Here is a 14,136-nt window from a genome sequence, read left to right on the forward strand (position 1 = left end):
GGCAGATGAGCATCGCGACTGAGGCAGGGCTGGACGGACAACTCTCGACAGCCCGGCGCAACGTCGGATTGCTCGCTGTGGCTCAGGCAATCCTCGGCTCCGCCCCGCCGCTCGCTTTTGCCGTCGGCGGCCTTGCCGGCTTCCAGATGCTCGGGGCGGACAAATCGCTGGCGACGGCCCCGCTGACCGGCTTCAATGTCGGCGTTGCGGTGGGCGCGGTTGTCGTTGCCGCCGCGTCCCGCGTGCTTGGTCGCCGTGAGAGCTTCATGGTCGGCGCCCTGATGGGTGCGCTCGGCAGCGCACTTGCGGCCTTCTCGCTCATCCAGTCGAACTTCTGGCTCTTTGCCTTTTCGCTGATGCTGATGGGCATCTCCGGCGGCTTCACCCAGAAGATCCGTTTTGCTGCCGCCGACGCATCGCCGAGCTTCTACAAGGGCAAGGCGATCTCCTGGATCCTTGCCGCCGGGATCATTTCGGCAATCGCCGGTCCTCAGATCGCCATCTGGCTCAAGGACGCGCTCGCGCCCGTGACTTTCGCCGGGGCTTTCCTCGGTATGGTGCCGCTGCTCCTCTGCGCGATCGCCGTCCTCTTCTTTCTGAGGCTGCCCACCATTGCTGAGAAGAAGGCCGAGGCCGCCGGCCCGACGCGGCCGCTGAGCGAAATCGTCATGACGCAGCGGTTCCTGACCGGCATGATCTGCGGCATCAGTTCCTACGCACTGATGACCTTCATGATGACAGGTGCGCCGCTTGCCATGGTCATCGGCTGCGGCTTCTCCTCCGAACTAGCCACGCTTGGCATCCAGTGGCACGTCATCGCGATGTTCGCGCCGAGCTTCTTCACCGGCGTTCTGATCACGAAGTTCGGGGCAGAGAAGGTCGTCGCGGCGGGCCTTCTGATCCTCATGGCCTGCGCTGTCGTCGCCCATTGGGGCATCGAACTCTGGAACTTCTGGGGCGCGCTGGTCCTGCTTGGGATCGGCTGGAACTTCGGCTTCATCGGTGCGACGGCCATCGTCGCTTCGAGCTATCGTCCGGCAGAGGCCGACAAGGTCCAGGGCTTCCACGATATCATCCTGTTTTCGACCGTGGCGCTCTCGTCCTTCTCCTCCGGCAAGGTCTTCACCGCCTTCGGTTGGTCGGTGATGAACCTGATCATCTGGCCGGTGACAATCGCCTGCCTCATTCTCGTCCTTCTGCAGCTGCGCGCAGCCGCACGCAAACCGGCTTAAGTTCCCTCAGCACTGCGAAATATGCGTACTTGACGGCACGAAAAGCGCGACGCAATCTCGCCACGCGTTGACAAGGTCTCGGAGGAGGGGGCCTGAGTCTGCGAGTCACGGCCCGCGATGAGTGAGGCGCGGGCAATACGGGAGGGTATTGCGAATGACGGTTCTTCTAGGCGTAATTTTATGCGGACTTCTGTCCGTGGTCTACGCGGTCTGGGCGACACGCTCGGTGCTCGCGGCGGACCAGGGCAATGCCCGAATGCAGGAAATTGCAGGCTATATTCGCGAGGGTGCTCAGGCTTACCTCACTCGGCAATACCTGAACATCGCGATCGTCGGCGCTGTTGTTTTCGTCGCCACATGGTTTCTTCTCTCCGGCTCCGCAGCCATCGGCTTCCTGATCGGTGCCGTGCTGTCGGGGGCTGCCGGCTTTATCGGCATGCACGTCTCTGTCCGCGCCAATGTGCGCACGGCCCAGGCGGCATCGCACAGCCTCGCAGCCGGTCTCGACATCGCCTTCAAGTCGGGCGCCATCACTGGCATGCTCGTCGCAGGCCTCGCCCTGCTCGGCGTCTCCATCTACTTCTACATCCTGACTGCTATACTGGGGCACGAAAGCGGCTCGCGTGAAGTCATTGACGCGCTCGTGGCGCTGGGCTTCGGTGCTTCGCTGATCTCGATCTTCGCCCGTCTCGGCGGCGGTATCTTCACCAAGGGCGCCGACGTTGGTGGGGACCTCGTCGGCAAGGTGGAAGCTGGCATTCCGGAAGACGATCCGCGCAATCCGGCGACGATCGCCGACAACGTCGGCGACAATGTCGGTGACTGCGCAGGCATGGCCGCCGACCTTTTCGAGACCTATGCCGTCTCGGTGGTCGCCACCATGGTTCTGGCCGCAATCTTCTTTGCCGGCTCGGCCGCACTCGACATCGCGATGATCTACCCGCTCGCCATTTGCGGCGCCTGCATCATCACCTCGATCATCGGCACCTTCTTCGTCAAGCTCGGCACGAATGGCTCGATCATGGGCGCGCTCTACAAGGGTCTGATCGTCACCGGCCTTCTGTCCGTGGCCGGCCTGGCATTTGCCACCTCGCTCACCATTGGCTGGGGCACGATCGGCACGGTCGCCGGCATGGAGATCACGGGCGTCAACCTCTTCATCTGCGGTATTCTCGGTCTCGTCGTCACGGCTTTGATCGTCGTGATCACCGAATACTACACGGGCACCAACAAGCGCCCGGTCAATTCAATCGCCCAGGCATCGGTCACCGGCCACGGCACCAACGTAATCCAGGGTCTCGCGGTATCGCTGGAATCGACGGCGCTGCCGGCCATCGTCATCGTCGGTGGCATCATCGCAACCTTCCAGCTCGCCGGTCTCTTCGGCACGGCGATCGCCGTCACCACCATGCTCGGTCTCGCCGGCATGATCGTGGCCCTCGATGCCTTCGGCCCTGTGACCGACAATGCCGGCGGTATCGCCGAAATGTCGCATCTGCCGCCGGAAGTGCGCAAGTCCACCGACGCGCTCGACGCCGTCGGCAATACCACGAAGGCCGTGACCAAGGGCTACGCGATCGGTTCGGCCGGTCTCGGTGCACTGGTCCTTTTCGCGGCCTATGCCAACGACCTGCAGTATTTTGCCGCCAACAGCGACAAGTATCCCTACTTCGCCGGCATCGGCGACATCTCCTTCAGCCTGGCCAACCCTTACGTTGTGGCGGGCCTGATCTTCGGCGGCCTGATCCCCTACCTTTTCGGCGGTATCGCGATGACGGCGGTCGGCCGTGCAGCGGGTTCGATCGTCGAGGAGGTCCGTCGGCAGTTCCGCGAGAAGCCGGGCATCATGCAGGGCACCGACAAGCCGGACTATGGCCGCGCCGTCGACATCCTGACACGCGCCGCCATCAAGGAGATGGTTATTCCGTCCCTGTTGCCGGTGCTGGCCCCGCTCGTCGTCTATTTCGGCGTGCTTCTGATCTCCGGCTCCAAGGCCTCCGCCTTTGCCGCCCTCGGCGCCTCGCTGCTCGGCGTCATCGTCAACGGCCTCTTTGTCGCCATTTCCATGACCTCCGGCGGTGGTGCCTGGGACAATGCGAAGAAGAGCTTTGAAGACGGGTTCATCGACAAGGATGGCGTCAAGCACCTGAAGGGTTCGGATGCCCACAAGGCTTCCGTCACCGGCGACACGGTCGGTGACCCCTACAAGGATACGGCTGGCCCAGCCGTCAATCCGGCGATCAAGATCACCAATATCGTCGCGCTCCTGCTGCTCGCCGTTCTCGCAGGCTGAGCAGGCACGCAAAAGGAAAAGACCGCGGAAGGCGACTTCCGCGGTCTTTTCGTGTCTGCACTCGGGGAACCGGAAGGTCCCGCCTGTAAAAGTGGCGGCCTTACTGGCCGCCGAGGATGTTGCGGACGCTGTTGGCTGCACCGCCGCCGCCAGCCAGAAGCTGCTGCAGGAAGGTGAGGTCGCGACCACCGGTCGGGGTCGTGCGAGAAATCGTGTCGAACACCTTGCCGTCCTGCAGGGTGTAGTTGGCGCGCTGGGTCACGACGCCGTCCTTGTCGAAGTAGATCGCCAGGATCTGCTGGTCGACGAGGCGCTGCTTCATGAAGGCAACCGGACGGGTACGCTTCTGGGAGATGTAGTAGAACACCTCGCCGTCGAAGGTCGCCGTGGTCGACGGTGTGCCGAGCGACAGCAGCACCTGCTCGCGGCTCGAGCCGACCGGCACGAGATCAAGCGCCGCCTGGTCAACGACGTAGCCGTTGTGGAAGACTTCGGATGTCTGGCAGGCGGAGAGGCCAAGTATGACGGCAAGAGCAAGTGCGGTCGTGCTCAGGAGCTTCCTGTCCGACTTGAAAATCCTGATATCCACGCAAACGTCTCCCATGACTGTCGATGGCGCCTGCCAGCGCCGGAATGCTTCTGCGCATAGCATTGTGGCCTTTCCGGGGAAAGCTGCCGCAAAGCCCGCACTGCCGATTTGCCAAGCATTCTGCCGCAGGATGCGGCATCGCTGCCGGACATCGGCATTGCAATTCACGCCTGCTTCGGTAAACCAGCTTTCGCAATCATGCAACACGACCACGTCCGGGCTCACCACTTCGGTCGGCTCTTTTTGGTGGAATTGGATGGTATTCGGCTTCTTTCGACAGAAAAGAAACAATCAGGTGATCGTTGAGCGGCAATATGGCGCGCTGACGGCGGCTGCCCGCACGCCTGCCTTCTATCTCGACATGAACGTGCCCGACACGGTGATCGGTCGCTTCGAGATGCTGACGATCATGCTGATTCTCTATTTCCGCCGCACGGCAAAGTCCCCGCGCAGTGGCCAGGAGATCGCCCAGAACATCATCGACGCCTTTTTCGAAGACGTCGATCATTCGATCCGCGAGCTGGGCGTCGGCGATCCCGGCGTTCCCAAGCGCATGAAGAAGCTGGCCGGCATGTATTACGGGCGCCTGGAGTCTTATGCCGCCGCGCTCGACAAGAACGACCACCAGGAACTGGCCGCCGCCCTGAAGCGCAACATCCATCCGGAAGAAGGCGACGCTGCCCCGTCCATGCAGGCGCTGGCCGACTGGATGTTCGAGGCCGAGCGGGCGCTTTCGGCCCTGGACGAGAACGAAATCGAGACGGGCATGGCCCGCATTGCGGTTCCGGGAGCCTGAACGCCGACGGGCGCCGAAAAGGTGCCGGGGCGTGAACAGGGCCGGACGCAGCCGAAAGGAACGAAGATCATGACAAGCAGCAATATGAAGGACGGCAACGAGTTCAGCTATCTCGTGAAGGTCGGTCACGTCTCGGCCAATCCGGTTCAGGTGCATGTCGAGGCCGATGAGCGCGAACGGGCGGGGCTTGCCGAATTGTGGAAGGTCGAGGGCGTGAACCGCCTGGCCGCCGATTTGCAGATTGCCCGCTGGAAGAAAGACGGTGTCCGCATCAAGGGCCATGTCTCTGGCGAAGTGGTGCAGGCCTGTGTCGTGACGCTGGAGCCTGTCGTCACGACCATCGAGCAGGAAATCGACCAGATCTTCGTGCCGGAAGGCTCAAAGCTCGCCCGCATCGTGCTCGATGGTGCCGGCGAGATGGTGCTCGATCCTGACGGCCCTGATCTTCCCGAGCAGTTCACCGGCGATACCATCGATGCGGGCGCGCTCGTTGCAGAATTCGCTGCTCTGGACATCGATCCCTATCCCAAGAAGGCGGGTGTGACCTTCAAGGAGCACATCGAAAGCAGGGACGAAGCGGAAAAGAAGCCATCTCCCTTTGCGGTCCTGAAGGACTGGAAAAAGGATTGATCATCCCCCATCTGCACCTGCGGGTGGGTTGTGTGCCGAGTGAAAAGCGCTATTTTGGCCGAAAATATCGCTGACCAGCGATGAAGAAGGGTCAGGTCTAAGTGATCAGAATTTCTGTCGACGTGATGGGTGGAGACTTCGGTCCCGAGGTCGTCATCCCCGGTGCTGCCAAGGCACTCGAGCGCCATCCCGATGTCACCTTCCTTCTCTTCGGCCAGCAGGAACGCTGCATGCCTATCCTGGCGCAGTTCCCGAAGCTGAAGGAGAAGTCGACCTTTCATCACTGTGACGTCTCCGTCACCATGGATGAAAAGCCGAGCCAGGCCCTGCGCCGCGGCCGCTACGTGTCCAGCATGTGGCGTTCGATCGAGGCCGTGAAGACGGGCCAGGCCGATGTTGTCGTGTCCGCCGGCAACACCGGCGCGCTGATGGCCATGGCGAAGTTCTGCCTGCGCACGATGGCGACCATCGAGCGCCCGGCAATCGCGGCCATCTGGCCGACGCTGTCGGGCGAAAGCATCGTGCTCGACGTCGGTGCCGGCATTGGCGCCGATGCCCAGCAATTGCTCGATTTCGCCGTTATGGGTGGCGCCATGGCGCGCGCCCTGTTTGAAATCGAAAAGCCCATGGTCGGCCTGCTGAATGTCGGCGTGGAAGAGATCAAGGGCCAGGAAGAAGTCAAGGAAGCCGGTCGCCTGATCCGCGAAGCCGGTCTCGACACGATCGACTATTACGGCTTCGTCGAAGGCGACGACCTCGGCAAGGGCACGGTCGACGTGGTCGTCACCGAAGGCTTCACCGGGAATATCGCGCTGAAGACCGCCGAAGGCACGGCCAAGCAGATCGCAGAATATCTGCGCTCCGCCATGTCGCGCACCTGGATGGCCAAGCTCGGCTACATCCTCGCCAAGGGTGCCTTCGACCGGCTGCGCGAGAAGATGGACCCGCGCAAGGTCAATGGCGGCGTCTTCCTCGGCCTGAACGGCATCGTCATCAAGAGCCATGGCGGCACGGATGCCGAGGGCTTTGCGGCGGCTCTCGACGTGGGCTATGACATGGCCCGAAACGGTCTCACCCAGAAGATCGAAAACGACTTGAAAAAATATCACGCGCGGCACCCGTCTCCGGCCGGCCCCGAAGCGGCGTGAAAGGTAGGAAACTCCAATGATCCGTTCTGTAGTTCGCGGTTTCGGAGCAGCGCTCCCGAAACGGGTTGTGACCAATCGCGATCTCGAAAGCATGGTTGAAACCTCGGACGAGTGGATCGTCCAGCGAACCGGCATCAAGCAGCGTTACATCGCAGGCGAAGGCGAAACCACGGCCTCGCTGGGTGCCGCCGCAGCGCAGGAAGCGCTGGACCGCGCGGGCCTGACGGCTGCCGATATCGACCTCGTCATCTGTGCGACCTCGACGCCCGATAACACCTTCCCCGCAACTGCGGTCAACATCCAGAACCGTCTCGGCATGCATCACGGCTTCGGCTTCGACGTCCAGGCCGTCTGTTCCGGCTTCGTCTATGCCATGGCGACGGCGGATCTCTATATCCGTGGCGGCATGGCGAAGCGCGTCCTGGTCATCGGTGCGGAAACCTTCTCCCGCATCCTCGACTGGACAGATCGCACCACCTGCGTGCTCTTCGGTGACGGCGCAGGCGCCCTCGTGCTCGAAGCCGCCGAAGGCGAGGGCACGGTCGCCGATCGCGGTGTTCTGACCTCGAACCTGCGCTCGGACGGGGCTCATCGCGAAAAGCTCTATGTTGACGGCGGCCCGTCGACCACGGGCACGGTCGGGCATCTGCGCATGGAAGGCCGCGAAGTCTTCAAGCATGCCGTGGGCATGATCACCGACGTGATCGAGGGCGCGTTCAATGCAACGGGCACGACCGCCGACGACATCGACTGGCTGGTCCCGCATCAGGCGAACAAGCGCATCATCGACGGTTCGGCCAAGAAGCTCGGCATCCCCGACGAGAAGGTCGTGATCACCGTCGACAAGCACGGCAACACCTCGGCTGCCTCCATTCCGCTGGCGCTCGCCACGGCTGCCGGCGACGGCCGCATCAAGAAGGGCGACCTCGTCATGCTGGAAGCAATGGGCGGTGGCTTCACCTGGGGCGCAGTGCTGGTTCGCTGGTAGCATTTGAAACCCTAAAAATTGCGCATCGACAAGGACTTGACCGTTGCGGCCAAGGGCAATAGTCTCTGCCCAATTCAACAAGATCATTGATTTAGGCGGGCGAGAACAATGGCCGGAAAGACAGTGACGCGTGCGGATCTGGCAGAATCAGTCTTTCGCAAGGTCGGTCTTTCCAGAACGGAATCTGCCGAGCTGGTCGAGACCGTGATCGACGAGATCTGCAACGCCATCGTGCGCGGCGAATCCGTCAAGCTCTCCTCCTTCGCCACCTTCCAGGTTCGCAGCAAGAACGAGCGCATCGGCCGCAATCCGAAAACTGGCGAAGAAGTGCCGATCTCCCCGCGCCGCGTCATGACCTTCAAGGCGTCGAACGTCCTGAAGCAGCGCATTCTCCGTGCCCATATCGCGCGAAAGGCCAAGCAGAAGCCTGCCAACCCGGCGGCCTGATATCGGCCAAAACCGGTGGAGCATTTCTTCGCCGGTCACCAAGCGCTTGAAAAGCGATCCTCAACCCGTTGAAATGTGATCCGAGTCGTGCGGCCGTGCGACAGTCGAGGAGCGCCGTGATGCAGTTGGACAAGAGCCCGGATGCTTTCCGGACCATCAGTGAGGTGGCGGATGATCTTGATCTGCCCCAACATGTCCTGCGTTTCTGGGAAACGCGTTTCCCGCAGATCAAGCCGCTGAAGCGCGGCGGCGGACGCCGCTACTATCGCCCCGACGATGTGGAACTCCTGAAGGGCATCCGCCATCTGCTCTACGATCAGGGCTATACGATCAAGGGCGTGCAGAAGCTCCTGAAGACCAACGGCAACAAGTTCGTCATGGCCGTTGCCACGGGTGATGTCGCGACCATGGAAGCCCTCGTGGCCGCCAATGCGTCGAAGGCCGATGATCCCAAGGTCAATCTCGACGAGGATCAGGTTGTCGGCCGCCCGAAGGTCCGCACCAGCGGTCGCTTTTTCGGCTTCGGTGGCGGAGCGAACGACGACGCGCCGGAAATCTCCGTGGGCAAGGGGTCCGTCGGCAAGGAAGACCGCGCGCTGCTTCAGGAGGCCCTGTTCGACCTTCTGGAATGCAAGCGCCTGCTCGATCAGGTGCGCTAATCCTCAAGCCTTTCTACAAGATGGAACACCGCTCGCGCCTCGGGCGTTGAGGGACCGACACGCAACACGCGCGAGGCCCCATGAAACGCCATCTCTTGACTATCCCGCTTCTTTCCCTGCTTGCCGTCGCACCGGCGCATGCCCAGCAAAGCTCGACCGGCTCCGCAACCACCGAGGCGCGGCCGACCACCGTCGAAGATGCCTGCATCTTCGTGGCGAAGAGCATGCTGATGGTGAAGGACTTGAAGATCGGCGTGGTCCAGGCTTTCCCCGAGCTCGATCCGCCCGGCGCACGCCTGACCTACTCGACCCGGATGGATTCCGAGCCGCAGGACATCACCGACGAGATCGAATGCCAGTTCGAACGCGGTGCCGAGCCGCTCCAGGTCACACGCTTCTGCATGGATGTCACCTGCTATGCGGCCAACAGCGAGGAACCCGAAGAGCGTCGCCGCTTCGAGGAGGTCCGTGCCCTGATGCAGCGGCTGAAGTGATCATCCTCTCATTTTTTCGGTCGCCCTGGAGTTTCCCCTTGCGCGGAAATGACTGACTGTCTAAAGGGAACTGGCTGTCGAGCGGGTCAAATCGCACGACAAGCCGGTGACGGAATGTAGCGCAGCCCGGTAGCGCACTTGACTGGGGGTCAAGGGGTCGCGGGTTCGAATCCCGCCATTCCGACCATTTTCGTAGACACGTCAACCTTTTTGACGACGTCGAACGATTTCGAGGACCGGGTGTCGCAAGACATCCGGTCTTTGTTTTTGGTCCCGGCTCGACCGTTTCCTCGAATTCATCCTCGACGACCGCTTTTCTCAATCCATGTCCTATGATTGCTGCAATGCAGCATTATATTAGGAGAAGGTTCGAAGGGAGCCGGTTTTCCATGCGCTTCAAGTTCTCGATGTCACCGCTGTCTGCCTTTCTCAAGGGACAGAGACGCCTGCAGCGCCGGCTGGAAAAGGCGTTGCCGAAGATGCGCCATCCGGATCCGCCGAAGGCGGCAAAGCCGCGCAACCCGCGCTCGGGCCTCGTGCAGGTGCATGCCTTCGGCAGCAATCCCGGGCGCTTGCGCATGATGGAATATGCGCCGCCGACGCGGCGTGAGCCCCAGACACTGGTGGTCGTTCTCCACGGTTGTCTGCAGACGGCGGTGCAGTTCGACCGGGGCAGCGGCTGGAGCCGCATGGCGCGGGAAAAGGGTTTCGTGCTGCTCTATCCGGAGCAGACCAAGGCGAACAATCACAATCTCTGCTTCAACTGGTTCCGCCCCAGCATGGTGGCGCGCGACCGCGGAGAACTGATGTCGATCCGCCAGATGATCGAACATGCCATCGACCGGCATGGGATCGATCGGAGCCGGGTCTTCATCCAGGGACTGTCCGCCGGCGGCGCGATGGCGAACGCGCTGCTGGTGACCTATCCTGAGCTCTTCGCAGCAGGACAGGTCGTCGGGGCCTTGCCATATGGTGCAGCCCGCGACGCGATGACGGCCCTGCAGGTCATGAAGTCGGGAAGCCGCCGGAGCCGCAAGGATTGGGGTGATCTGGCGCGCGCTGCCGCCAGTGGGGAGGGGGGCGAAAAGCCTGCGGTCTCCATCTGGCAGGGAAGGGCTGACCGGGTGGTCGCGCCGGCCAATGGCGAAGCGCTTCTGGCGCAATGGCTTGATCTGCACGGACTGGACGAGAATGCCGGGGAACGGGAAAACCGGCTCGAGGGGCCGGTGGTCGTCTGGCGCGGTGGAGATGGCAAAGTGCTGGTCGAGTACCGTCTTCTCGAGACCCTCGAGCACGGCCTCCCGGTGATCGCCCGCCGTGCCGGTGCGGAGCGCCAGCCTTACATGCTTGAGGGCGCCATCGGCGCCCCCCAGCAATTCTATCAGGCCTTCATCAAGCGTCGCTGACGCGGCCGAGAAGCCTCAATGGCTCAGTTTTCCTCGATCGAGACGCCGTTCTCGCCGATCTTCAGCTCGACGCCGCTCGGCTCCTGCTCTTCCTGATAGACGTAGATGCCAAGCCCGATGACGGCAACGACGAGGGCGCCAATGATGAGGTAGAGGCCATTGTTTCGGCTCATGAAAATCTCCTGTCTGACTGTGTCGGACAGGAAAAGCCGCAGCCGCGACTATTGTTCCATCGCCATATTGGAAAAACTCAATCGTCGTTGGCGGCAGTCAGTTCTTCCGGTCGCAGCCCGTCGTCGCTGACCCTCGCAACAAGCCGAAGACCTTCACCCCCATTGCCGCCTTCGCCGGCATCCAGGAACGCCACGCCCATGCGTTCCAGCGTCAGCTTGAGCGCCGCATAATGTTGTGGGGTGGCATCATAACCATGTCCTGACTCGATCTGCAGGATCAGCAGGGCTGCAACCCCGCTTTCTTGCGACAGCTTGTCGATGGTGATGTCGAGCATCGCGCGTGCGGCGCGGATCTGAGCGGGTGTGATCATATGAAAAGTATGGGGCGCGGCGGCTGAAGATCAACCCCTTGAGATCAGCGCACGGCGAACGGGTGTTCGTCACCCCTGGCGACGGGCGCGCTGGTAGCGCCACTCGGCCGCGCCGCAACCCCAGACGATCCCGAGCACCAGATAGAAATGCCGCCAGTGATCGGTGTCGATGACGGCGCCGATCAGCATGTGCCCGACAAGCACGATCCAGGCAATCATCAGATAGGGCTGCCATGGTCTCTCCCGCAGCAGATAGCGGAAGCCCATCGACACGGTCCAGACGATCATCGCGAGGTAGGAGAGGAAGCCGATCCAGCCATAGCTCATCAGCGACTTGAGATAGATGTTGTGCTCGTCCTCGGGGAAGATCTTGCCGAACATCATCGGACCGATGCCGAGCGGCTTTTCCATGGCCATCTCGAAGCCGAGCTTGTGGCGGGCGAAGCGTCCGAGATGGCCGCCATCATATTCCTGCACGAGCTGCGTGCGGGTCTCGAACAGCCCGCGAACCTTCTCGAACTGCAACGCGACCAGAAGCGCCAGCACCATGGCAATGACGGCCGTCAGCGACAGGACGAGGATCTTGAGGCGAAAGGCGTTGGTGCGCTCCTTGAGCAGCATGACGAAGACCAGCGCGACCGCGCAGAAGAGAAAGAGCCCCCAGGCGGCGCGGGAGAATGACAGGAAGACCGCAAAGGAGAGGATCAGGATGCCGAGGATGCGCAGGGGCGATTCGAGCAGCCGGCCCTTCAGCAAACCGTGCAGCAGGTAGAGCATCGGCGCGACCAGGAAGGGACCGAACACGTTCGGATCCTGGAATGCGCCCATGGCGCGGTCGTAGCGCGTGAAGACCTCCGAGCCGGGAAAGGCGTGGAAATAGCCGAGAATGCCCAGCATGCCGGTGATGATGGCGGCTGCCACCCAGGCCTGGAAGATCAGTTTGAGCCGCTGCGGCCTGTCTTCGATGACTGCGGCATAGAAGACGGCGGTGAGCGCCAGAAAGAGCGAGACCGCGACATAAAGCACCTGCTCGGTCAGGATGATCGGCATCACCGTCAGCGCCAGAAGCCCGCCGACATTGAAGATAAGGAGCAAAGCGAGAAGCGGCGCGACCGCGCGCGAGATCTTCAGCCCGAACAGGAACCACAGGGCCACCTGGCCCACCATCAGCAGTTCATAAGGCGCAGGTTCTGAGATGACGAAACCGGACAGGAAGACGCCGAAGGCCATGATCCAGGAGACCATCAGCTGGACGGCGGCCGCCTGCGGATTGAACGGCCGGATCTGGGCGTCGACCGCGCTCAATAGGCGTTTTCCGTGTTAAGGAGCTTGATCGGCGTCAGGAACAGGATCTTCAGATCGAACCAGAGCGACCAGTTCTCGATGTAATAGAGGTCGTAGGCCGTGCGGAACTTGATCTTGTCGTCGGTGTCGATCTCGCCGCGCCAGCCATTGATCTGGGCCCAGCCGGTGACGCCGGGCTTCACGCGGTGGCGGGCGAAGTAGCCCTCGACGATCTCGCCGAAGGTCTTGTCGCGCGTCTGGCCGAGCACGGCATGCGGGCGCGGACCCACAAGCGAGAGGTCGCCACGCAGCACGTTGAAGATCTGCGGCAGTTCGTCGATCGACGTCTTGCGGATGAAGCGGCCGACCTTCGTCACGCGCGGGTCGTTCTTGGTAACCGCGTTCTTCGCCGTCGGATCGCTCATCTCCGTATACATCGAACGAAATTTCAGGACGTTGATGACCTCGTTGTTGAAGCCATGGCGCTTCTGAACGAAGAAAACCGGACCCTTGGACGTCGTCTTCACGGCGATCGCAGTGGCGATGAAGACGGGCCAGAGCAGGACGAGCGCAAGAACGCTGAAGAAGATGTCGAAGGCGCGTTTGGCCACCGAATCCCAGTCGCGGATCGGCTTGTCGAGAATGTCGAGGAGCGGCACGGCGCCGACATGCGAATAGGCACGCGGGCGGAAGCGCAGATTGTTGGAATGGGCGGCGAGACGGATGTCGACCGGCAGAACCCAGAGCATCTTGAGAAGCTGCATGATGCGCGCCTCGGCGCTCAAGGGCAGCGAGATGATCAGCATATCGATATGGGCAAGACGGGCGAACTCGACGAGTTCGGCAACATTGCCAAGCTTCGGGTATCCGGCAACGACATCCGGCGAGCGCGCGGCGCTGCGATCGTCGAAGATGCCGCAGATGCGGATATCGTTTTCCGGCTGCTGTTCAAGCGCGCGGATGAGATCCTTGGCAGGCTTGCCGCCCCCCACGATCACGGCGCGCCGCTCCATCACGCCATTGCGGCCCCAGCGGCGAATGCCGAAGCCGATCAGATTGCGCTCCACCAGGAGATAGAGCGCGCCGAATGCGAACCATGCGGCCAACACGCTCCGATATTGCGGATCGTGATCGACGAAGAGCAGGTTGACGAGCGCGACAAGCCCGACCGAGGCCATCCAGCTTCCGAGCACCCGTGCCATGGATCCCATGGGGGACCTGAGGATCGAGACGTGATAGCAGTCGCTCGCCTGCATGAAGAGCAGGGCCAGAACCGCCCCGGCAAAACCGCTGACGCCGGTATCCAGGAGGTGCTCGCCAGGGTTCTGGGCAATGAAATAGTTGGTCGCGAGCGCGATCCCGAGCAGGCTGAAGAATTCGAGGAAGCGCAGCTGGCCGATCACGATCGACGGCGAATAATTGGCCATGGCGTATTGGCCGGCAATCTGCCGCGCGAGCGCGCTGATCTCGGCCTTGCGCTCGCCGCCCACCTGTTCGGTTGAAGGGCCAGCCGTCTGACCGCGACGCAAGGCGTCAAGATCGAATGCCTCGGGTTTGTCGACCTTGTTCATGGCAAATCTCGCAGAAGAATGGGCGAAGACTAGTGCCAAGGTCCTAAGAAACGCT

At 62.0% G+C, this 14,136-nt stretch carries 15 protein-coding genes and 1 tRNA gene; 11 read left to right on the plus strand and 5 right to left on the minus strand.

What is annotated here, in order from left to right:
- Positions 1-5: 5 nt before the first annotated feature.
- Positions 6-1,232, plus strand: coding sequence for an MFS transporter (locus M1E12_RS05300; RefSeq protein WP_310237899.1), 1,227 nt, complete (start codon positions 6-8; stop codon positions 1,230-1,232).
- A gap of 154 nt (positions 1,233-1,386) precedes the next feature.
- Positions 1,387-3,525 carry a sodium-translocating pyrophosphatase gene (locus M1E12_RS05305; RefSeq protein ID WP_479563999.1) on the plus strand — a complete coding sequence of 713 codons (2,139 nt, stop codon included), beginning with the start codon at positions 1,387-1,389 and terminating at the stop codon, positions 3,523-3,525.
- A gap of 100 nt (positions 3,526-3,625) precedes the next feature.
- Here M1E12_RS05305 and M1E12_RS05310 read toward each other — a convergent pair whose 3' ends face one another.
- The gene (locus M1E12_RS05310; protein WP_479564000.1) at positions 3,626-4,114 is read right to left on the minus strand and encodes an outer membrane protein assembly factor BamE; all 489 of its coding nucleotides are present in this window, start codon (positions 4,112-4,114) and stop codon (positions 3,626-3,628) included.
- Between the two features lie 256 nt (positions 4,115-4,370).
- Between M1E12_RS05310 and M1E12_RS05315 the strand changes: the two genes are divergently transcribed.
- The 9 genes from M1E12_RS05315 (at position 4,371) to M1E12_RS05355 (ending at position 10,682) form a co-directional block, all read left to right on the plus strand.
- Entirely contained in the window at positions 4,371-4,910 is a 540-nt protein-coding gene (locus M1E12_RS05315; RefSeq protein ID WP_136538926.1) for a ubiquinol-cytochrome C chaperone family protein, read from the plus strand.
- A 69-nt stretch (positions 4,911-4,979) separates the two neighbouring features.
- Positions 4,980-5,540, plus strand: a complete 561-nt coding sequence (locus tag M1E12_RS05320; protein ID WP_310237910.1) for a YceD family protein — start codon at positions 4,980-4,982, stop codon at positions 5,538-5,540.
- A 101-nt stretch (positions 5,541-5,641) separates the two neighbouring features.
- Entirely contained in the window at positions 5,642-6,688 is a 1,047-nt protein-coding gene (gene plsX / locus M1E12_RS05325; RefSeq protein ID WP_113459354.1) for a phosphate acyltransferase PlsX, read from the plus strand.
- A gap of 16 nt (positions 6,689-6,704) precedes the next feature.
- The gene (locus tag M1E12_RS05330; RefSeq protein ID WP_310237914.1) at positions 6,705-7,676 is read left to right on the plus strand and encodes a beta-ketoacyl-ACP synthase III; all 972 of its coding nucleotides are present in this window, start codon (positions 6,705-6,707) and stop codon (positions 7,674-7,676) included.
- Positions 7,677-7,784: 108 nt separating this feature from the next.
- Positions 7,785-8,123, plus strand: a complete 339-nt coding sequence (locus M1E12_RS05335; RefSeq protein WP_006727522.1) for an integration host factor subunit alpha — start codon at positions 7,785-7,787, stop codon at positions 8,121-8,123.
- 125 nt (positions 8,124-8,248) lie between these two features.
- Positions 8,249-8,782, plus strand: a complete 534-nt coding sequence (locus tag M1E12_RS05340) for a MerR family transcriptional regulator (protein WP_479564834.1) — start codon at positions 8,249-8,251, stop codon at positions 8,780-8,782.
- Between the two features lie 80 nt (positions 8,783-8,862).
- Positions 8,863-9,276 (plus strand): hypothetical protein, encoded by a 414-nt coding sequence (locus tag M1E12_RS05345; protein WP_136538932.1) that lies wholly within the window; start codon positions 8,863-8,865, stop codon positions 9,274-9,276.
- 110 nt (positions 9,277-9,386) lie between these two features.
- Positions 9,387-9,463, plus strand: a tRNA-Pro gene (locus M1E12_RS05350).
- 202 nt (positions 9,464-9,665) lie between these two features.
- Positions 9,666-10,682 (plus strand): extracellular catalytic domain type 1 short-chain-length polyhydroxyalkanoate depolymerase, encoded by a 1,017-nt coding sequence (locus tag M1E12_RS05355; RefSeq protein ID WP_479564001.1) that lies wholly within the window; start codon positions 9,666-9,668, stop codon positions 10,680-10,682.
- 23 nt (positions 10,683-10,705) lie between these two features.
- Here M1E12_RS05355 and M1E12_RS05360 read toward each other — a convergent pair whose 3' ends face one another.
- The 4 genes from M1E12_RS05360 to M1E12_RS05375 form a co-directional block, all read right to left on the minus strand.
- A complete protein-coding gene (locus M1E12_RS05360) occupies positions 10,706-10,855 on the minus strand; it encodes a hypothetical protein (RefSeq protein WP_167495032.1) in 150 nt (49 codons plus the stop codon).
- A 77-nt stretch (positions 10,856-10,932) separates the two neighbouring features.
- Positions 10,933-11,190, minus strand: a complete 258-nt coding sequence (locus M1E12_RS05365) for a hypothetical protein (RefSeq protein ID WP_310237928.1) — start codon at positions 11,188-11,190, stop codon at positions 10,933-10,935.
- A gap of 105 nt (positions 11,191-11,295) precedes the next feature.
- A complete protein-coding gene (locus M1E12_RS05370; protein WP_479564002.1) occupies positions 11,296-12,531 on the minus strand; it encodes an O-antigen ligase family protein in 1,236 nt (411 codons plus the stop codon).
- Positions 12,528-14,081 carry an undecaprenyl-phosphate glucose phosphotransferase gene (locus tag M1E12_RS05375; RefSeq protein WP_479564003.1) on the minus strand — a complete coding sequence of 518 codons (1,554 nt, stop codon included), beginning with the start codon at positions 14,079-14,081 and terminating at the stop codon, positions 12,528-12,530. Before M1E12_RS05375 ends, M1E12_RS05370 begins: the two co-directional genes overlap by 4 nt.
- Between the last annotated feature and the right edge of the window lie 55 nt (positions 14,082-14,136).

This window comes from Rhizobium sp. K33 (assembly GCF_056501445.1).

What these genes read in the sequence shown, in the direction of transcription:
- M1E12_RS05305 (WP_479563999.1), top strand. Translation starts at nt 1,387, where the DNA reads ATGACGGTTCTTCTAGGCGTAATTTTATGCGGACTTCTGTCCGTGGTC.
- M1E12_RS05375 (WP_479564003.1), bottom strand. Translation starts at nt 14,081, where the DNA reads ATGAACAAGGTCGACAAACCCGAGGCATTCGATCTTGACGCCTTGCGT.
- M1E12_RS05330 (WP_310237914.1), top strand. Translation starts at nt 6,705, where the DNA reads ATGATCCGTTCTGTAGTTCGCGGTTTCGGAGCAGCGCTCCCGAAACGG.
- M1E12_RS05335 (WP_006727522.1), top strand. Translation starts at nt 7,785, where the DNA reads ATGGCCGGAAAGACAGTGACGCGTGCGGATCTGGCAGAATCAGTCTTT.
- M1E12_RS05300 (WP_310237899.1), top strand. Translation starts at nt 6, where the DNA reads ATGAGCATCGCGACTGAGGCAGGGCTGGACGGACAACTCTCGACAGCC.
- M1E12_RS05315 (WP_136538926.1), top strand. Translation starts at nt 4,371, where the DNA reads ATGGTATTCGGCTTCTTTCGACAGAAAAGAAACAATCAGGTGATCGTT.
- M1E12_RS05355 (WP_479564001.1), top strand. Translation starts at nt 9,666, where the DNA reads ATGCGCTTCAAGTTCTCGATGTCACCGCTGTCTGCCTTTCTCAAGGGA.
- M1E12_RS05365 (WP_310237928.1), bottom strand. Translation starts at nt 11,190, where the DNA reads ATGCTCGACATCACCATCGACAAGCTGTCGCAAGAAAGCGGGGTTGCA.
- M1E12_RS05360 (WP_167495032.1), bottom strand. Translation starts at nt 10,855, where the DNA reads ATGAGCCGAAACAATGGCCTCTACCTCATCATTGGCGCCCTCGTCGTT.
- M1E12_RS05320 (WP_310237910.1), top strand. Translation starts at nt 4,980, where the DNA reads ATGACAAGCAGCAATATGAAGGACGGCAACGAGTTCAGCTATCTCGTG.
- M1E12_RS05345 (WP_136538932.1), top strand. Translation starts at nt 8,863, where the DNA reads ATGAAACGCCATCTCTTGACTATCCCGCTTCTTTCCCTGCTTGCCGTC.